The organism is Caballeronia grimmiae, from assembly GCF_000698555.1.
In the GTDB taxonomy this organism is placed as follows: Bacteria; Pseudomonadota; Gammaproteobacteria; order Burkholderiales; family Burkholderiaceae; genus Caballeronia; species Caballeronia grimmiae.
The window spans coordinates 247,739-267,658 of sequence record NZ_JFHE01000005.1; the positions used below are offsets into that span (position 1 = coordinate 247,739).

At 62.8% G+C, this 19,920-nt stretch carries 19 protein-coding genes and 1 pseudogene; 9 read left to right on the top strand and 11 right to left on the bottom strand.

The window, feature by feature from the left end; translation table 11 throughout:
- Nucleotides 1-3 precede the first annotated feature (3 nt).
- Nucleotides 4-273 (bottom strand): hypothetical protein, encoded by a 270-nt coding sequence (locus BG57_RS08895; protein ID WP_035962355.1) that lies wholly within the window; start codon nucleotides 271-273, stop codon nucleotides 4-6.
- A 54-nt stretch (nucleotides 274-327) separates the two neighbouring features.
- Nucleotides 328-1,086, bottom strand: coding sequence for a Mut7-C RNAse domain-containing protein (locus tag BG57_RS08900; RefSeq protein WP_035962357.1), 759 nt, complete (start codon nucleotides 1,084-1,086; stop codon nucleotides 328-330).
- On the opposite strand from BG57_RS08900, the gene BG57_RS08905 reads away from it, so the two are divergent.
- The 4 genes from BG57_RS08905 to BG57_RS08920 all read left to right on the top strand — a co-directional run bounded on the left by BG57_RS08905 (nucleotide 1,085) and on the right by BG57_RS08920 (nucleotide 3,807).
- Nucleotides 1,085-2,059 (top strand): NAD(P)-dependent oxidoreductase, encoded by a 975-nt coding sequence (locus tag BG57_RS08905; RefSeq protein ID WP_268238056.1) that lies wholly within the window; start codon nucleotides 1,085-1,087, stop codon nucleotides 2,057-2,059. The genes BG57_RS08900 and BG57_RS08905 overlap by 2 nt on opposite strands.
- 69 nt (nucleotides 2,060-2,128) lie before the next feature.
- Nucleotides 2,129-2,764, top strand: a complete 636-nt coding sequence (locus tag BG57_RS08910) for a LysE family translocator (protein ID WP_035962358.1) — start codon at nucleotides 2,129-2,131, stop codon at nucleotides 2,762-2,764.
- A gap of 226 nt (nucleotides 2,765-2,990) precedes the next feature.
- Entirely contained in the window at nucleotides 2,991-3,434 is a 444-nt protein-coding gene (locus tag BG57_RS08915; protein ID WP_035962359.1) for a hypothetical protein, read from the top strand.
- 7 nt (nucleotides 3,435-3,441) lie between these two features.
- Nucleotides 3,442-3,807: a response regulator gene (locus tag BG57_RS08920; protein WP_035962361.1), complete on the top strand. Its 366-nt coding sequence runs from the start codon at nucleotides 3,442-3,444 to the stop codon at nucleotides 3,805-3,807.
- A gap of 185 nt (nucleotides 3,808-3,992) precedes the next feature.
- On the opposite strand, the gene argC is transcribed toward BG57_RS08920, so the two are convergent.
- From argC to BG57_RS08935, 3 genes are all read right to left on the bottom strand, one after another.
- Nucleotides 3,993-4,946, bottom strand: coding sequence for an N-acetyl-gamma-glutamyl-phosphate reductase (argC, locus tag BG57_RS08925; RefSeq protein WP_035962363.1), 954 nt, complete (start codon nucleotides 4,944-4,946; stop codon nucleotides 3,993-3,995).
- Nucleotides 4,947-5,075: 129 nt separating this feature from the next.
- On the bottom strand, nucleotides 5,076-5,642 hold the full coding sequence (locus tag BG57_RS08930) for a flavodoxin family protein (protein ID WP_035962365.1): 567 nt from the start codon (nucleotides 5,640-5,642) through the stop codon (nucleotides 5,076-5,078).
- Nucleotides 5,643-5,783: 141 nt separating this feature from the next.
- On the bottom strand, nucleotides 5,784-6,374 hold the full coding sequence (locus BG57_RS08935; protein WP_035962447.1) for a YbhB/YbcL family Raf kinase inhibitor-like protein: 591 nt from the start codon (nucleotides 6,372-6,374) through the stop codon (nucleotides 5,784-5,786).
- A gap of 280 nt (nucleotides 6,375-6,654) precedes the next feature.
- Here BG57_RS08935 and BG57_RS08940 point away from each other — a divergent pair.
- A pseudogene (locus tag BG57_RS08940) lies at nucleotides 6,655-7,384 on the top strand (response regulator).
- Between the two features lie 83 nt (nucleotides 7,385-7,467).
- Here BG57_RS08940 and BG57_RS08945 read toward each other — a convergent pair.
- Nucleotides 7,468-8,154: an orotate phosphoribosyltransferase gene (locus BG57_RS08945; RefSeq protein WP_035962448.1), complete on the bottom strand. Its 687-nt coding sequence runs from the start codon at nucleotides 8,152-8,154 to the stop codon at nucleotides 7,468-7,470.
- 557 nt (nucleotides 8,155-8,711) lie between these two features.
- Between BG57_RS08945 and BG57_RS08950 the strand changes: the two genes are divergently transcribed.
- On the top strand, nucleotides 8,712-10,985 hold the full coding sequence (locus BG57_RS08950; RefSeq protein ID WP_035962367.1) for an NADP-dependent malic enzyme: 2,274 nt from the start codon (nucleotides 8,712-8,714) through the stop codon (nucleotides 10,983-10,985).
- Between the two features lie 200 nt (nucleotides 10,986-11,185).
- Nucleotides 11,186-11,482 carry a hypothetical protein gene (locus tag BG57_RS08955; RefSeq protein ID WP_052005675.1) on the top strand — a complete coding sequence of 99 codons (297 nt, stop codon included), beginning with the start codon at nucleotides 11,186-11,188 and terminating at the stop codon, nucleotides 11,480-11,482.
- 59 nt (nucleotides 11,483-11,541) lie between these two features.
- Here BG57_RS08955 and BG57_RS08960 read toward each other — a convergent pair whose 3' ends face one another.
- On the bottom strand, nucleotides 11,542-15,123 hold the full coding sequence (locus tag BG57_RS08960) for an indolepyruvate ferredoxin oxidoreductase family protein (protein ID WP_035962369.1): 3,582 nt from the start codon (nucleotides 15,121-15,123) through the stop codon (nucleotides 11,542-11,544).
- Nucleotides 15,124-15,412: 289 nt separating this feature from the next.
- Here BG57_RS08960 and BG57_RS08965 point away from each other — a divergent pair, with 289 nt between their 5' ends.
- A complete protein-coding gene (locus BG57_RS08965) occupies nucleotides 15,413-15,616 on the top strand; it encodes a hypothetical protein (protein ID WP_035962371.1) in 204 nt (67 codons plus the stop codon).
- Nucleotides 15,617-15,712: 96 nt separating this feature from the next.
- Here the strand turns inward: BG57_RS08965 and hppD are convergent, their stop codons facing one another.
- Entirely contained in the window at nucleotides 15,713-16,816 is a 1,104-nt protein-coding gene (gene hppD / locus BG57_RS08970; RefSeq protein ID WP_035962373.1) for a 4-hydroxyphenylpyruvate dioxygenase, read from the bottom strand.
- A gap of 143 nt (nucleotides 16,817-16,959) precedes the next feature.
- Here hppD and BG57_RS08975 point away from each other — a divergent pair, with 143 nt between their 5' ends.
- Nucleotides 16,960-17,463, top strand: a complete 504-nt coding sequence (locus tag BG57_RS08975) for an Lrp/AsnC family transcriptional regulator (RefSeq protein ID WP_035962374.1) — start codon at nucleotides 16,960-16,962, stop codon at nucleotides 17,461-17,463.
- Nucleotides 17,464-17,540: 77 nt separating this feature from the next.
- On the opposite strand, the gene BG57_RS08980 is transcribed toward BG57_RS08975, so the two are convergent.
- From BG57_RS08980 to BG57_RS08990, 3 genes are all read right to left on the bottom strand, one after another.
- Complete coding sequence (locus BG57_RS08980; protein WP_035962450.1) at nucleotides 17,541-18,209, bottom strand: GNAT family N-acetyltransferase; 669 nt, start codon at nucleotides 18,207-18,209, stop codon at nucleotides 17,541-17,543.
- Between the two features lie 202 nt (nucleotides 18,210-18,411).
- Nucleotides 18,412-19,020 (bottom strand): TetR/AcrR family transcriptional regulator, encoded by a 609-nt coding sequence (locus BG57_RS08985; RefSeq protein ID WP_035962375.1) that lies wholly within the window; start codon nucleotides 19,018-19,020, stop codon nucleotides 18,412-18,414.
- A 37-nt stretch (nucleotides 19,021-19,057) separates the two neighbouring features.
- The gene (locus tag BG57_RS08990) at nucleotides 19,058-19,837 is read right to left on the bottom strand and encodes a DUF1835 domain-containing protein (RefSeq protein ID WP_035962376.1); all 780 of its coding nucleotides are present in this window, start codon (nucleotides 19,835-19,837) and stop codon (nucleotides 19,058-19,060) included.
- Nucleotides 19,838-19,920: the final 83 nt, after the last annotated feature.

The following is a 19,920-nucleotide window of genomic DNA, read 5'->3' on the forward strand; positions in this document are numbered from 1 at the left end:
GGCTCAGCGTTGCAGGCCGGCTGCCACGAGCAGTTCGGCCAGCGCTTCGGTCATGCCGCCTTCGTTTGCTTCGGCGCGTTCCTTCAGTTGCTTGACGAGCTTTTCGTCGAGCTTGCATGCGAAGGGCACGAGGCCCTTTGCCTGATCGAGCTTGCGCTGCTCGCGCCGATCCATCTTCGGCGCGTTCGCGTCGCCGATGGCCGCGCGGCCGCCTTGCTTCAGTTCGTTGGCGAGCTTGAACGCCTTGGTCTGTTCCAGTTGAAATTTGTTCACGCGATGCTCCGATGCGGCAGTTTTGAATGTGCCGTATTGTACGTGGCCGCGCGCTCACGCCTGAGCGGCTTCGGCCAGCGCGTCGATGCGCGCGCGCATTCGCTTCCAGTGCGAGCCTTCCCAGAACACGCGATGACACACATCGCACGTGACAAAGCGCGTATGGCGCTGGCGCACGCCGTCGGGCACGCGATGGTCGATTTCGTCGGCAGCGGCGGGGCGCAGCGGCGCGTTGCACATCAGGCATAAGCGAAACGCGCGCAGATGCGGCGCCAGGTCGAGCCGTTCCGCGACTTCGCGCCATTGCTCGTCCGGTTGCAGCGCGCGCACATAGCAGCCGCGCAGCACGGCGCGACGCTTCAGCAACTCGCGATCGCGTGTCAGCACGATGCGCGATTCCTCCTGCGCGAGACGCTCGATTGCGTCGTCGGCGAAGTTGTTGTCGAAGCGCGTATCGAAGCCGCCGAGCCGCAGCAGTTGCGCGAGGCCGCCGAGATGGGCATCCGCGATGAAGCGAAGATCCGCTGCCTTCATCGGGGCGCGCAAGAGCAGCGAGCCGTCGGCCATGCCGGGCGGCGCGCGATGCGGCGGATAAACCTCGATGAGATCGCCGGGCTGAATCTGCGCGTCGAAGCCGGTGGGGTGGCCGTTGCGCAAAATCAGATCGACTTCCGTGTGCGGCACGCCGAGCGCTTCGATCATGTGTTTGGTCGACGATGTCGGCGGACAGGCGCATTCGAACGTGCGCCCCCTCTGCGACCGGGCGACGAAATCGTTCAATTCGTGATGGAAATGAAAGCGCGCCGTGACCATGCAGCAGTATCGCATTGGCCGCCGCTGCGTGCTTCGGGGCGATGTGCTCTACTGGCGTGCGACGTTGCACGGATCATCGAACTCACAGCGGAGCACAGGCATGGATATCGGTTTTATCGGATTGGGAGAAATGGGCGGCGCGATGGCGAGCAACGCGCTGAAAGCGGGACATTCGGTGCGCGTGTGGAACCGCTCGCGCGACAAGACGCGGTCGCTGGCGGATCAGGGCGCGTCCGTGGTCGATACGCCCGAGCAGGCCTTCGCCGGCGACGCCGCGTTTTCCATGCTCGCCGACGACCACGCGCTGCGCTCGGTGCTCATCGACGGCGGCTTGCTCAAGCACGCGCCGAAGGGGCTCGTGCACGTCAACATGGCGACGATCTCGGCGGCGCTTGCAGTCGAACTGGCGGAACTGCACGCGCAGCATGGCGTCGCGTATGTCGCCGCGCCGGTGCTCGGCCGGCCGGATGTCGCCGCGGCGGGCAAGCTCAACATTCTCGCGGCGGGCGCGGATGCGGACATCGACCGCGTGCAGCCCGTGTTGGATGCGTTGGGGCAGAAGACGTGGCGCGTCGGTCAGCAGCCGCAGCACGCGAACGTGCTCAAGCTCGCGGCGAATTTCATGCTGGCCTCGGCGATCGAGACGGTCGGCGAAGCGGCGGCGCTCGTGACCGGACACGGCATCGAGGCGCAGGCGTTTCTCGACGTCATCACCAATTCCCTGTTTCCGGGGCCGGTCTATGCGGGCTACGGCAAGATGATCGCGGAGCGCCGCTACGAGCCCGCGTTGTTCAAGGCGCGGCTCGGGCTGAAGGACGTGCGCCTCGCGATCGCCGCCGGCGATGCGGTCAACGTGCCGCTGCCGGTCGCGAGCGTAGTGCGCGACAACCTCGTCGATGCCCTCGCGCACGGCGACGGCGAGAAGGACTTCGCGGTGCTCGGACAGGTCGCGGCGCGGCGCGCGGGCCGATAAACAACACTCACGCTGGCCGGGGAGGGGCACACGGCATAATCCCTTCCTTTCTTTTCTTTCCCTGCCGCGATGAAGTTGCAATTCTGGTGGCCGTTCGTCGCCTCCGCATTCGTCATATTCGCCATTCCCGGGCCCAGCCTGCTGCTCATGATGACGCACGCCGCGCGCTACGGCATGCGCCGCTGCGTCGCGACGATGGCCGGATCGCTCTGCGCGCTCGTCATCATGGTGTCCGGATCGGCGGCGGGGTTGCACGTGCTGCTCGATGCATGGCCGCGCGTCTTCGATGCGTTGCGCATCGCCGGCGGCGCCTATCTCATCTGGCTGGGCGTCAGAAGCTGGCGCGCGAAGGCAGGCCCCGTCGAGGCGCGCGATCAGCGCGGCGTTGCCCAGGCGCCCGTGGTCAAGTCCGCGACGCTCTTTCGCAATGGCTTTCTCGTCGCCAGCAGCAATCCGAAAGCGATCGTCTTCGCCGCCGCGATACTGCCGCAATTCATCGATGCCAGTCAGCCGATACTCCCGCAGTTCGCCGTCATGTTGCCGACGTTCGCGGTTATCGTGGTCGGCTGGTACGCGGTGTATGCGGGCCTCGGCGCGCGCATCGGCGAGAAGCTGAGAAGCGAGGGCGTCGCGCGGGCGTTCAACCGGTTGACGGGCAGCGTATTCGTCGGCTTCGGCGCAATGATGGCGCTGCTGCGGCACTGATATTCCGGACCGCTAACGTCTGCACAAACGGGAGCACAGTTTGCTTTGATTGCCACGCTTCATTCGCTTGCGAACAAACAGCTTGGGCTGCCCGGGCGATAGTAGCGGTCGAGGAGCACAGCGAGAAAGCAACTGTCGCGCGGCAGGACGCAGCGACACGTTGCATGGGATGAAGCTCGGCGCGCGAGTCGACACGCGAGCCGGCTGAAATCGACAGGAGACGCCCATGCATCCAGAGAGACGAAGCGTCGTGCTTGCCGCGCTTCGTTGCGGCGTGTTGATCACGTTGTCATTCGCGATCGCGGCGCGCGCCGACGATACCCCGACCTCGTGCGATGCACTGAAGCGCATCGTGGCCGCATCGCCGATATTTTCGTCGCTGACGGCGATCGACGGCCGTCCGGTCGCGCTGTCCTACGGCGACGACGCGCAGTGCGCGGCATCGCCGGCGAATTACCGATGCACATGGACGCCGCACGGCGGCTCCGGTGCCGACGCGCTGCAAAGCGTGGCCGCCGACATCGCGGCGTGCCTGCCCGACGCCACCCACGACGAGAATTCACACGCGCGGCAGCACTTCACGATCGGGCCGCGCGGATCGCGCACCGAAATCGCGGCGTCGCAGGCGGGCGCGAACTTACTCAAGCTCGAAATCTACGCAACCCGGTGAGGCGGTCATGACGAAGCGCATCTTGATAGCCGATGACGACGACGACGCGTTGACCGGTCTCGCGCATCTGCTGAACGGCATGGGACACGAAGTCGCGCTGGCGGCTAACGGCGCGCAGGCGGTGAAAGTGGCGGCTCAGTTCGCGCCGGAAGTGGTGATTCTCGATCTGGGCATGCCGATCGTCGATGGCCTCGCGGCTGCGCGTGCGTTGCGCGACACGCCGAACGGCGCGGCGATGCTGCTGGTCGCGCTAACGGGTTGGGGACAGCCGCAGCATCGCGAAATGACGCAGGAGGCGGGCTTCGACATCCACCTCGTCAAGCCGATTTCAGGCGATCAGTTGCAGTTCATCCTGTCGATGACGCAGCCATGAAACCCGGAAATGTTGCGATGCATCAAATTTTTTGGTATAGTCGTTCCTGTCTCCTCCATGTCTCCACTGATATGGATTCAGCCCGCCCACTTAGGCGGGCTTTTTTTCGCCTGTCGCATACATGCTGCGGTGCATGAAAAAAGCCGACGTAGAGGTCGGCTTTTTGGCTCGGGACAGCTGCGCGGTCAGCTTTGAAGGCCCGCGCCTTCGTCCGCGCCGATGGCCAGGTTCATACACTGGATGGCCGCGCCCGATGCGCCCTTTCCCAGGTTGTCCAGCCGCGCGACGGTGACGAAACGCTCGTCGTTACCGAACACGAAAATATCGACGCGATTCGTGTCGTTGCAGGCCTGAACATCGAAGAAGCCGTTATCCAGATTGCTTTCCGCGTCGAAGGGCATCACCCGGATGAACGGCTCGTTCGCGTAGTACTCGGCGAGCATGGCGCGCACGTCTTGCGGCTTGGCCGGGCGCGCGAGCTGGTCGGGCGAGAAATAGGTCGTGACGGCGAGACCCTTCAGAAACGGCCCGACGATGGGCGTGAAAATCGGCGCACGCGCGAGGCCGCTGCGCACCGACATCTCCGGCAAGTGCTTGTGCGTCAGGCCGAGCGCGTACGGGCGCGGGCTCATCAGGCGCGCGTCGCCGCCCGCTTCGTACTCGGCGATCATCTTCTTGCCGCCGCCGCTGTAACCGGTAATGGAATACGCGTGCGCGGCAAAGTTCGCCGGCCCGAGCCCGCCCGCGACTAGCGGCTGCATCGAGAGCACGAACGCCGACGCGTGGCAGCCCGGCACCGCAATGCGCTTCGCCGTGCGCAGGCGCTCGCGCTGCGCGCGCGACAGTTCGGGCAGGCCGTAGGCCCAGTTGTCATCGGTTCGGAAGGCGGTGCTTGCGTCGATCACGCAGGTTTTGTCGTTGCCCGGCTCGACGAGCGAAACCGATTCGCGCGACGCCACGTCCGGCAGGCACAGGAACGTCACGTCCGACGCGTTGATGAGCCGGCCCCGCTCGGCGACGTCCTTCCGCTTCGCCTCGTCGATGCGCAACACTTCGATGTCACGGCGCTGCGACAGATATTCGAAAATTTTCAGGCCGGTGGTGCCTTCCTGTCCGTCGACAAATACTTTCGTGGTCATCTCGATCTCGCTGGTTCGGGCGACGACGCACGCGCGCCTGCCGCAAAAGCGCCATTCTAAGTCGTTTCCGAGACTGGTTGATGTCGCGGCGCGCAGCAAACGCGATGCGCCCGCGTAACGCCGGGCGGCTTACCGGCCGGTCCAGCGCGCCGTGACGGCGGCGATGCGCGCGCCGAACGCTTTCGCCGTTTCCAGATCGCCAACGGGCGGCGCTTCTTCAGGCGATGCATCGGCGGGCGATTGCGCGAGCAGCCCCGTGAAGCCGCCGACGAAGTTCAGGTCGTTGCGCATCGCGGCCTTGGTGTTCGACGGCATCATGCCGGTGCCCGCCCAGATCATTCCGTGCTGCATCGCGAGCGTGACGAGATAGGAGATCGTCGAGAACTTGTCGCCGTTCATCGTCGCGGAGTTGGTGAAGCCGGCCCCGATCTTGTCCTTCCACTTTTGCGCGAACCAGGGTTTCGAACTGGCGTCGGCAAACTTCTTGAAGTCGGCGGACGGCCCGCCCATATAGGTCGGCGCGCCGAAGATGATGGCGTCGGCGGCGTCGAGTTCGGCCCAGGCGGCGTCGTCGATTTCGCCGACAGGCAGCAGTTTCCCGTTTGCGCCGGCGTCGTTTGCACCCGTGAGCACGGCTTCGGCGACTTTCTTCGTGTGACCGTAGCCGCTGTGATAAACGATGATGATGTTCGACATGTTTCCCTCTTGCCTGCCGGTCCGCGATAACGGCGCGGCGCGCCGGACGCGAATGGCCCGATGCCCGCGGCCAGTCTAGCAAGAAGAAATTCGCCGCTACTGGGGCGAACGCACGCAGGAAGCGAAATAATCGCGACGCGCCTATCGCTTGAGGGTGAAGGTGATTTGCGCGCTGGCGATGGCCATCGTGCGGATTTCGTGCTCAAACATGAGCGCGGGCGTGCCCTGACGCAGCCGCAGTTCGTTGCCATTGAGCGCATACACCGTCAAGACATAGCGATGCTCCTTGCCCGGCGGCGGGCACGGGCCGCCATAACCTTCGGTGTCCCAGTCGTTGCGCGCTTCGACCGCGCCGAGCTTGCGCAGCGCCCCGGACGCGCTCGCATTGGCCGGCAAACGCGTGACGTTCGCGGGAATGCCGGCGACGGCCCAGTGCCACCAGCCGCGTCCGGGCGCATCAGGGTCGAAGATGGTTATCGCAAAACCCCGGGTCTGCGCCGGCGCGCCGCGCCATGCAATCTGCGGAGAGCGATTGCCGCCCTTACAGTCCGACTCGCTGAAAAGCAATTCCCGGCCGACGGGTTTGCCCGGCACGAGGTCCGTGCTCGAAACGGTGAACGCCGGCTCTGCCGCCACGTCGCGTGTAAATGACAGAATCGCCAGCAAACTGATTGCACTCGAAGCAACTACGGCAGCATTTCTCCAACGCATGATCCGGCATGCGACGCGCATGGCTGACTCCAAGCAGAGGCTTTCGCGCGTATAGCAGCGTTTCGCCGACTGCAACGATGTTTTTTGTCTCAGTGATGCGCTTCATACGGAGATGCAGTTTAACATTGCAACAAAGCATTAAAAGGTTGATCCCTTGGGACTCAACCTATAGCGCAAATTCAGTGGCGTTCTGTATGGCGCTTCTGAAGGCGGTCACCACACCAGACTCTGTTGGCCAAAATATGAGCTATTTGACATTGTTTCGCGTGGCAGTCAATGAACCGAACTTGGGGAAGAATAAATGAGCCAGCGAATACAGGTCATCATCGCAGACGACCACCCGGTGATTTTGTTCGGCGCCACTCAGGCACTCAGCAAGTTTCCCGAAGTGGATGTCGTCGGACAGGCGCGCCAGTCGACCGAACTCGTCCAGCTGCTCCAGAAAACGCATTGCGACGTTCTGGTGACGGACCTCGCCATGCCCGGCGGGTCTTACGGCGACGGCATGCCGCTGCTCGGCTACATCGGCCGCCAGTTCCCGAAGGTGCGGCTTGTCGTGCTGACGATGCTCGAAAATCCGGCCTTGCTCAAACGTTTGCGCGAGGTCGGCGTCATGTCGATCATCAACAAGGCCGACGACATGAACCACATCGGCTGGGCCATCCAGCACGTCATGCGCGGGCAGGAGTATCTCGGGCCATCGGTGAAGGCGGCGCTGGACAGCATGGGCATCGGCGCGAGCGGGCAGCAGCGCGAGCGGGCAGCAGCGCGGCGTCATCCTGTCCAAGCGCGAACTTGAAGTGGTGCGCCTCTTTGTGTCCGGCATGACGATTACCGAAATTGCGGGCCAGTTGCGGCGCAGTATCAAGACCATCAGCACGCAAAAGAACACGGCGATGCGCAAACTCGGCATCGAGCGGGATTCCGAGTTGTTTCAGTATGCGCAGAGTAACGGGTTAATGAATCTCTCCGCGTATTCAGGCGACGGCTCGCTTGAAGATTCACCGTTGCCCAACCCCAACCCGCTATAGCAGTTAATTGGCGCGAAAATAAGAAAAGCCGCTGACTGAAATCAGCGGCTTCTCTTTTTTATGCATTAAAAACAGCGAATGGTTTATTGCGGCGCTGCGGTGGCGCCGCCGTGCGCGGCGGACCATTCTGCCGGCGCGTGCAGGAATTTCTCGACTTCATCGAGCGTCCTGGTTTCGAAGTAGCCCTGCTCCTTCGCGACGCGCAGCACGTCCCACCAGGTTGCGAGCGCGTGCAGATCGACATCGATGTCTTTCAGCACGGACACGCTTTCCTTGAAGATGTTGTAGTGGAAAAGCACGAAGCAGTCATTCACCGTCGCGCCGGCCGTACGGAGCGCGTTGATGAAGTTGATCTTGCTGCGGCTGTCGGTGGTCAGGTCCTCGACGAGCAGCACGCGCTGGCCTTCGGTCAGCAGGCCTTCGATCTGCGCGTTGCGGCCGAAGCCCTTCGGCTTTTTGCGCACGTATTGCATCGGCACCATCAGGCGATCGGCGATCCACGCGGCGAACGGAATGCCGGCAGTCTCGCCACCCGCGACGGCATCGATCTGTTCGTAGCCGACATCGCGCAGGATCGTGGCTTCCGCCATTTCCATCAGGCCGCGGCGCACGCGCGGATACGAAATCAGCTTGCGGCAGTCGATATAAACCGGGCTCGCCCAGCCGGACGTGAAGATGAACGGTTTTTCCGCGTTGAAATGAACCGCCTGCACTTCGAGCAGCATCTTGGCGGTGGTGTCGGAGATCGTCTGGCGATCAAAGCCTGTCATGGGCGAATCCTTGGACTGATATGACGCTTCGAGAAGCGAGAAGGCGGCGCGAGGCCCGGGCGTATGGGCGGGACGCGAAACGAGCCGTCTTTCGAAGGACTGTTCCACGTGTCCCTGCGCGCGTGTCGACGGGACTTTCGACGCCCTGAGCGCCGGTGTCCCATGCACGGCTAACCGGCGATTTTACCCGAGGCCGCGCGCCTCTTGTCACAGATGTTTACGGCTCCGCCAAACGCCGCGTTCATTCGTCACTCGCCTGCGGCTCCACGCGCGCCACACGCGGCGATTCGCGCGACGCTTCAACGCAGCCACGACATGCATTGCAATGCTGCTTCGCGTCATTGCAAGGGCGCGGTGTACACTGAACGTCCAAAAAAATCGAGCCTTCGTCCGCCCGCTTCACCCCCGCGGGACGCGACGCCGTGTCTATCCGACGCGCCGGGCGACTGAAAAACAAGGGTCCATTGATTCACACCCCCACTCATTGTTCGAGCGGTCGCAGGCTGTGAACCCTGTTCGAATAAATTTCCAAACGTCTCAGGATAATCAGGTCAATCATGGACGAACAACTGAAGCAAAGCGCTCTCGCGTATCACCAGAATCCCCGTCCCGGCAAGATCTCGGTCACGCCGACCAAACCGCTGTCGAATCAGCTCGACTTGTCGCTCGCGTATTCGCCGGGCGTCGCGGCCGCTTGCATGGCCATCTTCGATGAGCCGCTCGACGCGCAAAAGTACACGTCGCGTGCCAACCTCGTCGGCGTGGTGACGAATGGCACGGCCGTGCTGGGTCTCGGCAACATCGGCCCGCTCGCGGCCAAGCCGGTGATGGAAGGCAAGGGGTGTCTCTTCAAGAAGTTCGCGGGCATCGACGTGTTCGATATCGAACTGGACGAAACGGACCCGGACAAGCTCGTCGACGCGATCGCGATGCTCGAGCCGACGCTCGGCGGTATCAATCTGGAAGACATCAAGGCGCCGGAATGCTTCTACATCGAAAAGAAGCTGCGCGAGCGCATGAAGATTCCGGTCTTCCATGACGATCAGCATGGCACGGCGATCATCGCATCGGCGGCGATTCTCAACGGCCTGAAAGTGGTCGGCAAGAAGCTGGACGAAGTGAAGCTCGTGTGCTCGGGCGCGGGTGCGGCGGCGATCGCGTGTCTGGATCTGCTCGTGCATCTGGGCCTGAAGAAGTCGAATACGCTCGTCACCGATTCGAAGGGCGTGATCTACGAAGGCCGCGGCAGTCTCGATGCTTCGAAGGAGCGCTATCAGGCGAGCACCGACGCGCGCACGCTCGGCGATGCGATGCACGGCTGCGACGTGTTCCTCGGTTGTTCGAGCGCCGGCGTGCTGAAGCCGGAAATGGTCGCGACGATGGCCGACAAGCCGCTGATTCTCGCGCTGGCGAATCCGGAGCCGGAAATCCGTCCGGAGGAAGCGAAGAAGGTGCGGCCGGATTGCATCATCGCGACGGGCCGTTCGGACTATCCGAACCAGGTCAACAACGTGCTGTGCTTCCCGTTCATCTTCCGCGGCGCGCTGGATGTCGGCGCGACGACGATCACCGAAGAGATGAAGCTCGCGTGCGTGCGCGCGATCGCGGAACTTGCGGAAGAAACCGATCAGGGCGATGAAGTCGCGAAAGCCTACGAAGGCCATTCACTCGAATTCGGTCCCGAGTATCTGATTCCGAAGCCGTTCGATCCGCGTCTCATCATCAAGATTGCGCCGGCTGTCGCACAGGCAGCGATGGATTCGGGCGTCGCGACGCGTCCGATTCAGGACATGGACGCGTATCGCGAGACGCTCGGGGCGACGGTGTATCGCACGGGCATGGTGATGCGCCCGGTGTTCGCGGCGGCAAAGGCGGCGCCTGCGCGCATCGCGTTTGCGGAAGGCGAGGACGAGCGCGTGCTCCGCGCCGCGCAATTCGTGCTGCTGGAGAAGATCGCGAAGCCGATCATCATCGGCCGTCCGGCGGTGGTCGAGATGCGTTTGCAGAAGATGGGCTCGAAGCTGAGGCCGGGCGTCGATTTCGAGGTCGTGAATCCGGAAGACGATCCGCGTTATCAGAAGAGCTGGCAGGCGTATCACGAGATCGCTGCGCGCGAGGGCGTGACGCCGGAAAGCGCGAAGGCCGCGCTGCGCAAATTCAACACGCTGATCGGCGCGATCCTGATCCATACCGGCGATGCGGACGGCATGATCTGCGGGCTCATCGATACGTATCAGGATCACCTGAAGTTCGTCGAGCAGGTGCTGGGCAAGGCGGAAGGCGCGAACAACTTTGCGGCGATGAACCTGCTGATGCTGCAAGGCCGGAACCTCTTCATCAGCGATACCTACGTCAACGAAACGCCGACGCCCGAGCAACTGGCCGACATGACGATTCTCGCGGCGCGCGAGATCGAGCGATTCGGCATTCAGCCGAAGGTGGCGCTGGTGTCGAACTCGAACTTCGGCAGCGTGCCGAGCGCATCGAGCAAGCGCATGGCGGAAGCGCGCAAGCTGCTGGCGCAGCGTGCGCCGGATCTCGAGGTCGATGGCGAAATGCACGGCGATGCGGCGCTGTCGGAGAGCGTGCGCAAGGCGTCGTTCCCGGGGACGACGCTGCACGGCGAGGCGAATCTGCTGATCATGCCGAACGTCGAGGCGGCGAACATCACGTACAACCTGCTCAAGATGGTGAGCGGGGAAGGCGTGACGGTTGGGCCGTTCCTGCTGGGTGCTGCCAAGCCGGTGCATATTCTGACGCCTGCCGCGACCGTGCGGCGGATCATCAATATGACGGCGGTGGCGAGCGCCAATGCGAGCGTCGCGAAGTAAGCGTTAGCGAACTGCGTTAAGGAAGGCGATCCGGGGAACCGGGTCGCCGTTTTTTATTGCCAAGTCGATACGCGGTTGTGGGCGGCAGACGTCGAGTAGCCGGGCCGGTTGCGAAGCCGCTGGCGCTCTATCGTGTCTGGTGAAAGCCGATCGATCCGGCTGTGCTGAAATACGGGTCCCGAAACTTTGGACGCCGTGGCATGGAGATCATCGTTGAAACTTTCCGCGCATTCGGTGAAGCCTCGGCCGCGGCAATCCGCGTGCGCCCGCTGGCGGGACAAGGCTTCAGCACCGCGTTGCGCGTCGAATGCAGTCGGAGCATGCGACAGCAATATCCGGTCGGCACGCTCTTTAGACTGGCGGTCAAGCCGATCGAACGTGAAGGCACGCCGTTGCTGTATGCACACCACGCAGCCCCCTTCGAGCGAGTGACGCCCGACGCAGCACAGCGCTTCATCGCTGAAAAATACCGAAGGACCGGTGCGACGATGCCTTGACGCGAACACCAAAGAAAAAGGCGGTCCGTGCGGACCGCCTTCATCAACGCAGACGCCACTCACGCCACCTGCCGCTTCTCCCCGCCTTCACGATCGCGCCACCGCGCCAGCAGCTTTTCCCACTTCACCTTCGCTGCCTTGACGTTGTTGTCCTTGATGTGGCCATACCCGCGCATCGAATCCGGCAGGCTCGCCAGCTCGATGGCCAGCGGCAGTTTCGGCATCGTCAATCCGGCGATCAGCTCCCTGACGAGCGCCTCGTACTCGCCGATCAACGCCCGCTCCATCTTCCTTTCTTCCGTCCGCCCGAACGGATCGATTGCCGTGCCGCGCAAGAATTTGAGGCGAGCGAGAACGCGCATCGCCGGCATCATCCACGGGCCGTACTGCTTCTTGACGAGCCGTCCGTGTGCGTCCTTCTTCGAAAGCGCAGGCGGCGCGAGATGGAACTTGATCTTCCAGTCGCCTTCGAAGCTGCTCTTCACCTTCTCGAGGAAAGCCGGATCGGCATAGAGACGCGCGACTTCGTACTCGTCCTTATAAGCCATCAGCTTGTGCAGGTTCCTGGCGACCGCTTCCGTCAGCAGAAAATCGCTGGCTCCGAGCGCCGCTTCCGCCGCACGCACCTCCGCGACGAGCCGTCCATAGCGCGCGGCGTACGCGGTGTTCTGATACTTCGCCAGGTAGTCGAGCCGCTTGTCGATGAGCGTATCGAGCGCCTTCGGCGTGTGCAGCGTGATGATCTTGCCCGGCGCGGCGCCGTCCTGGGTTGCTGTGCCATGAGCAAGCCGCGTCACGGCTGCAAGATCATGCGCGGCGCGCCGTCCCCATTCGAACGCGGCAAGATTCTTCTCGACTTGCACCGCATTCAGCTCGATCGCCCGCACCAGCGATTCATGCAGCAGCGGCAGCCACCCCTTCTGCCACGCATATCCGAGGACGAACGGATTCGTGTAGATCGCATCGCCCATGAGCGCGACGGCGAAGCGGTTGGCATCGACGAGCGAGACATGCTCGCCCGCCGCCGCGCGGATATCGGCTTCCGCACTCGCGCCCGGAAAACGCCAGTTCGGGTCCTTGATGAACGCGGCAGTCGGCGTCTGTGCACTGTTGACGACGACGCGCGTATGCCCCGGCTGCATCCGCGATCCGCACTCGTCGCTCGCGGTCACGATCGCATCGCAGCCGATGACGAGATCCGCCTCGCCCATCGCGATGCGCGTCGCGTGGATATCGGCGGGGCGGTTCGCGATCTGCACGTGGCTCATCACGGCGCCGCCTTTTTGCGCGAGGCCGGTGACATCGAGCACGGTCACGCCCTTTTGCTCCAGGTGCGCCGCCATGCCGAGCAGCGCGCCGATCGTCACGACGCCCGTACCGCCCACGCCCGTCACGAGCACGCCATACGGCCGGCCGATCGGAGGCAAGTCAGGCGTGGGAACGGGCGGCATTGCATCGCCGGCAACGCTCGTCGCCTTCGGCTTCTTCAACTGGCCGCCTTCGACCGTCACGAAGCTCGGGCAGAAACCGTTGAGGCACGAATAGTCCTTGTTGCACGTCGACTGGTTGATCTGCCGCTTCGTGCCGTATTCGGTATCGAGCGGCTCGACGGACAGGCAGTTGGACTTCACCGAGCAATCGCCGCAACCTTCGCACACGGCCTCGTTGATGACCACGCGCTTCGCCGGATCGGGAAACGCGCCACGCTTGCGACGGCGACGCTTCTCCGTGGCGCAGGTCTGGTCATAAATCAGAATCGACGTGCCGGCAATCTCGCGCAACTGTCGCTGAATGTCGTCGAGTTCGTCGCGATGATGCACCTCGATGCCCGGCGCAAGCCCGACTTCCGGCGTGTACTTCTCGGGCTGGTCGGTCACGACGACGATCTTCGTCGCGCCTTCCGCCGCCAGTTGATGCGTGATCTGCGGCACGGTCAGCACGCCGTCGACGGGCTGGCCGCCCGTCATCGCGACCGCGTCGTTATAGAGAATCTTGTAGGTGATGTTCACCTTCGCCGCGATCGCCGCGCGGATGGCGAGCAGGCCCGAGTGGAAGTAGGTGCCGTCGCCGAGATTCGCGAACACGTGCTTGTCGCCGGAAAACGGCGCTTGTCCGACCCACGCGACGCCTTCGCCGCCCATCTGGCTGAACGTGCTCGTGTTGCGGTCCATCCAGACCGTCATGTAATGACAGCCGATGCCGGCCATCGCGCGCGATCCGTCCGGCACGTTCGTCGACGTGTTGTGCGGGCAGCCCGAGCAGAACCACGGTTTGCGCTCCGCTTCGACGCGGGGCCGCGCGAGGGCCTTTTCCTTCGCTTCGATCACCGCGATGCGCGCCGCGATACGCGCGCGGACATCGGCGGGGAGATCGAACTTGTCGAGCCGCGTGGCGATCGCCTTCGCGATGATCGCCGGCGATAGCTCGTAATGCGCTGGCAGCAGCCAGTTGCCCATCGGCACCGACCATTCGCCGCCTGCGCCGTCTTTTTCGTCGAATTTGCCGAAGACGCGCGGACGCTGCGCGTCCGGCCAGTTGTACAGCTCTTCCTTGATCGCGTATTCGAGAATCTGGCGCTTCTCTTCGACCACGAGGATTTCGTCGAGACCGCGAGCGAATTCATGCGCGCCCTGCGCTTCGAGCGGCCACACGCAGCCGACCTTGTACAGCCGGATGCCGATTTGCGCGCAGGTCTGGTCGTCGAGGCCGAGGTCGGTCAACGCCTGGCGCACGTCGAGATACGCCTTGCCAGCCGTCATGATGCCGAAGCGCGCACGCGGCGAATCGATCTCGATGCGGTCGAGCTTGTTCGCCCGCACATAGGCGAGCGCGGCGTACCACTTGTAGTCGAGCAGACGCGCTTCCTGCACGAGCGGCGGATCGGGCCAGCGGATATTCAGGCCGCCTTCGGGCATCGCGAAATCGGTCGGAATCACGATTTCCGTGCGATGCGGGTCGATATCCACCGACGCCGACGATTCCACCACGTCCGTCACGCACTTCATCGCGACCCAAAGGCCCGAGTAGCGGCTCATCGCCCAGCCGTGCAGGCCGAAGTCGAGATATTCCTGCACGTTGGACGGAAACAGCACCGGCAGCCCGCACGCCTTGAAGAGATGCTCGGACTGATGCGCGAGCGTCGATGACTTGGCGGCGTGATCATCGCCGGCGAGCACGAGCACGCCGCCATGCTTCGACGATCCGGCCGAATTGCCGTGCTTGAAGACATCGCCGGAGCGATCGACGCCGGGGCCTTTGCCGTACCACATCGAAAAGACGCCGTCGTATTGCGCGCTCGGATAGAGGTTGACTTGCTGCGAGCCCCAGACGGCCGTTGCCGCGAGATCCTCGTTGACGCCGGGCTGAAACACGATCTGATGCGCGGCGAGATGCTTCTTCGCCTTCCAGAGCGACTGGTCCAGACCACCGAGAGGAGAACCGCGATAGCCGGAAATGAACCCGGCGGTGTTGATGCCAGCGGCCTTGTCGCGTTCTTGCTGGAGCATCGGCAGGCGCACCAGGGCCTGGATGCCGCTCATGTAGGCGCGGCCGCGTTCGAGCGTGTATTTGTCGTCGAGTGTGACGGATTTCAACGCGGCTTCTAGCGAAGCTCTTTGTTCTGCGTCTAGCGGGGCGTTCATTATGTGTCTTCCTCCACCCGAGTTTGGGATCACCAAAGCATATTTCGGGCCGTCGCGCCTTGTGGACGCGTTGGCCGGGACTTCAAGTGTGCCGACGCAGTCGTTCCTAAGACAGTGGGAGAAACCCGTTTTCGAGATAGGACAAGCTGCGCGGGCCTGAGCCGGCGGATGCGCTTTGTTACAGGTGTAAAAGTGACCGAAATGCGGAACCCTCGCTCAGGGCGGTGTCTAAACGGGCGCCTGGCGCGGTTTGCCAGGTGTCGCACACGCAGTCATAAGGAGAAATTAAATGAAGCAACGCCACATCCAGAGTTTCCTGATGGTCTCGGCGGCCTTTTTCGCGATCAGCGCGCCGATGAGCGGCGCTCGCGCGAGCTCGCCGTTCGGGGCAACGTCCGCTCCTCAAGTCGTGCAGGCGCGCGCGCAAGTTGCGCAGACGCGCACCGGCGAGCGCCGCGATGCGGAGCGCAGCAACGACGACACGGCGAACTGACCGGCGTCATAGCGGCCGGTTCTTTTCGAGAATCCGCCGCCCAAAGCAAAAGGGACATGAGTGAATCATGTCCCTTTTTTTGCATCTACTCCGCTTTTAACTGGCGCTCGTGTCCTTCAGCACGCCGCGCCGCATCTGATCCAGTTCGATCGATTCGAACAGCGCCTTGAAGTTGCCCTCGCCAAAGCCTTGATTGCCCTTGCGCTGAATGATTTCGAAGAAGATCGGCCCGATCTGGTTCTCGGTGAAAATCTGCAGCAGGATTTCGTCGCGCACGCCGTCGATCAGAATCTTGCGCTTGCGAAGCTCGGCGACGGTTTCGCCGTGGTTCGGCACACGGCGGTCGACGAGCTCGTAATACGTGTCGATGGTGTCCAGCAGCGCGATTTTCGCGGTGCGCAGGCCATCGACGGTTTCGTAGATATTGTTCGTCCCGAGCGCAATGTGCTGAATGCCTTCGCCGTGGTAAGCGTCGAGATATTCCTGAATCTGACCGGCGTTCTCGGAGCCTTCCTCGTTGATCGGAATGCGGATTTTGCCGCACGGTGAGGACATCGCCTTCGACTTGACGGCTGTCACTTTGCCTTCGATGTCGAAATAACGCGCTTCGCGGAAGTTGAACAGGCGCTCGTAGAACTCGGCCCATTCGATCATCCGCCCGCGATGCACGTTATGCGTCAGATGGTCGATATACGTCAGCCCGTGGCCGACCGGATTCGGGTCCGCGCCGGGAATCGGTTCGAAGTCGACGTCGTAGATGCTGATATCGCCGATGCTGCCCGGCTGCGCGCCGTTCTTGCTGCGCCAGCGGTCGACGAAGTAGATCAGCGAATCGCCGATGCCCTTGATCGCCGGAATGTTCAGTTCCATCGGGCCGGTCTTGTTGTCGAAGCCCCACGCGCCGAGGTCGAGCGCGCGCTGATAAGCCTTGCCGGCATCCGCGACGCGAAAGGCGATCGCGCAGATCGACGGCCCGTGCAGGCGCGCGAACCGCTGTGCGAAGGAATCGGCTTCCGCGTTGATGATGAAGTTGATCTCGCCTTGCCGATACAGCGTCACGTTCTTGTGCCGATGCTTCGCAATGGCGGTGAAGCCCATTTGCTCGAACAGCCGTCCGAGCGCGACGGGATCGGGCGCGGTGTATTCGATGAATTCGAAACCGTCGGTGCCGACGGGATTTTCCCAGTTCGATGCGGTCATTGCGTGTCTCCTGATCTGTGCGGCGCTCGAGCGACGTGAAGACAAGTTTAGCGAGGAGGGCGCGCCAAAAACTTGCGAAACAAATCGCCGCTTTCTAAGATTGCGCACGAAGCTGCCAAGACAGGCCGAACAGGAGACAGAAGATGGCTGAACCGGAAATCGACGCCATAGATCGCAAGATCCTGGCGATCTTGCAGGAGAACGGCCGGCTGTCGAATCAGGAAATCGCGGATCGCGTGAGCCTGTCGCCTAGTCCGTGCTTGCGGCGCATTCGGCGGCTGGAGGAGACGGGCGTGATTCGCGGATACGTCGCACTGCTCGACGCCAAAAAGCTCGGGCTCGGACTGCTCGCTTACGTCAACGTGCGGCTGGAAAAGCGCGGTGGCATGCCGGTCGCCGCCGGGACGCCGAAACCGCCGACACACGGCGATCTGTTTCGCGAAGCCGTGCGATCGTGGCCCGAAGTCGTCGCCTGCGATGCGATGACTGGAGAGATGGATTTTTTGTTGCGTGTGCAGGTACGCGACATGGAGCACTTTTCGCGCTTCGTGGACGGTCAGCTGCTGCACCATCCATCGGTGATCGACGTCCGCTCGAGTTTTTCGCTGGAACGCATCAAGGAAACGACGGTGCTGCCGCTTCGTTAGCCGCGCAAAAGAAAAGGGCGGTCTCGGCCGCCCTTTCGTGGTCCCGCTCGCAGCGCGAACTCCGCGCTGCCGGAGACTCAGGCCGCGTCGGCCGTCGGCAAGAATGCCTTGAACATCTGCGTTGCGCGATGCGCCTGGCGCTTAATCGCGTAATCGAACACGGCGGCTTGCTCCTGAAGCATTTCGGCCATGATGCTCGTCTGGTCAGCCGGCTGAAGCGACAGATACGCGTCTGCTTCGCCGTAGGCGTACTCGATCTTCATGCCGGCCTTGCGCGCGATGTGCATCATCGTCTTGTTGCGGGACAGACAGTGCACGTACAGCTCGGAAACGTGAGTGTTGCGGCTGCGTATGGCGGCGCGCTCGAAGAGCTTGGTGCCGATGCCGCGTCCGCGCGCACTTTCCAGCACGGACACGCCGAACTCGGCGGTGCGCTTGTCGCCTTGTGCGGGCAGATAGGCCAGATGCCCGACGCCGACCAGTTCCAGCGACGCGCTGAACACGCCGAAGACCGTGTCGTTCGTGAAGTTCAGGTTGCGGACGTAATTCTCGATGACGTGATCCGGCACGATCTGCCCAAAGCGCAGCAGACGGTCGTCTTCGTCGAGCGAAAGAAAGTGGGCGAGCAGGCGCTCGCGATCGGCAGAAGACAGTTCGCGGACGAGAACTGGCTTACGCGCGGCGTCCGACAGCGGACGGTCGCTCGCGACGATCTGCTCGGCGGTGCGGTTGAAGGTCAGTTCCACGGTGTTCTCCTGTCGTGATGCGAATTGCTGCAAAGCAAAACGCATTTTAGCCGGTTCGGGAGAATCGGATACGGGAAAACCCTTAAAAACCGTGGAGGGGCTGTTCTAAATGTTTGCTAAATCGCAACAATGCCGAGCGAAAACAACGACTTAGAAAATTTGGTGCGGAACAACACGGCATTCTGTCGCATCGCAACAAAAATCAGGCGTTCGCGTCGGCCAAGCCGTGCTCGATCATCCCGACGACCTGTTCCGCAAATTCGCCGTAGCCCAGCTTGCCGCCCGGCTTCAGCCACGTGAACGTCCAGTTGATCATGCCGAACACCATCATCGTGAGGGCGGTCTGATTATCCTTCGACACGCGCTGCGGATAGGCGCGGGCGAGTTGACGGGCGAACGCCGCGACGATGTCCCGCTGACGGCCGAGGACAATCTCGCGCTGCACCTCTTCGAGATATTTCACGTCGTTGAGCAGCGCAACGTGCCGGCTATGCGATGTCTCGTATTCCGCGAGAAACGCGCGCACCAGTTCCGCAAAGGCCTCTCGCTCGTCGAGGCCGCGCCGCTCGCTCGCGGCTTCCACTTCAGCGATGATCAGCATCAGCCGCTTCGTGTAGCGGTCGAGCAGATCGAAGAGAATCGCTTCCTTGCTCGCGTAATAGTGATAAAGCCGCGCTTTCGACGTCCCGCTTGCTGCGGCGAGGTCCGCCATCGACGTGCTGGGGTAACTCGTCTGCGCGAATTTGGCGGCGGCCAGTTCGAGAATCTGTTCGCGTTGTGTTTCGTGGTCAGGCGCTTTCGTACGGGCCATTGATGGACGTTGTTTTCGGCTTAGTGGCTGGGCGAGACTACCGGCGCAGTTCGGCGTCGGCGATTTCCGACGGCGTGCCGCGTATTTTAAGCCGCCCCGCCGCGACGAGTTCGCGGCATCGCCAGAAGGCGACTGAGTCGCTCAGCAGGAAGTCGAAGCGCTGCGCCATCGCCTCGCCGCAGATGCGCCTTGCCGGATGCCATTCGGAACTCGCGACGTCGAGCATTGCTTCATCGACATCCGTCCATGTGCCGGAGACGAGCATGTTGTCGCGCAGGCGGCGGTTTTCGGCGTTGGAGTGCTTTGCTTCCTGCCATTCGAGCGCGAGCCGGCTGATGCGCAGCACCGAAATAGGCGCGGCGCTCGGCAGTTTCACGAGCAGTTGTTGCGGCGAGAACATGCCGACGGCAGTCGCCTGATGGACGTCGCCGCCGGCGGCGTCGCCCAGATCAGCGAGGTTCAGCTTCGCTTCGTTCAGACGCTGCGGCACATTGCGCAGGTGATAAGCGACGCGGCGCAGCGTGAGCTGATCCGCCGCGCTCTGGCCGTGCCACACGACGACCTGCGCGTCGCCGCGAGCCAGACGGCCGAAAAGTGTCTGTTGCGTCTTGAGTTCGGCTTCGAAATCGACCGCACTGTTCCACACCTGACGCCAGAACGTCGCACGCGCGTCCGGCGATTCATCGACATCGCGGATGGGACCGACGGCTAGATCGTCGCGCAGGGCGATCACCTGATCGTTGCGCCCGGCGAGCCGAAGCGCTTCGGTCAGCGACTGGGCGGCGTTGTCGCCATTCGTGACGTGAATCATGTTCATGGTGTCGGCATGCCGGAAGACGATGGGACCGCTCGAAGTGCGATCCCCAGTTTAAGCCAATCGTCGCGCGTGCCGGTGTGGGC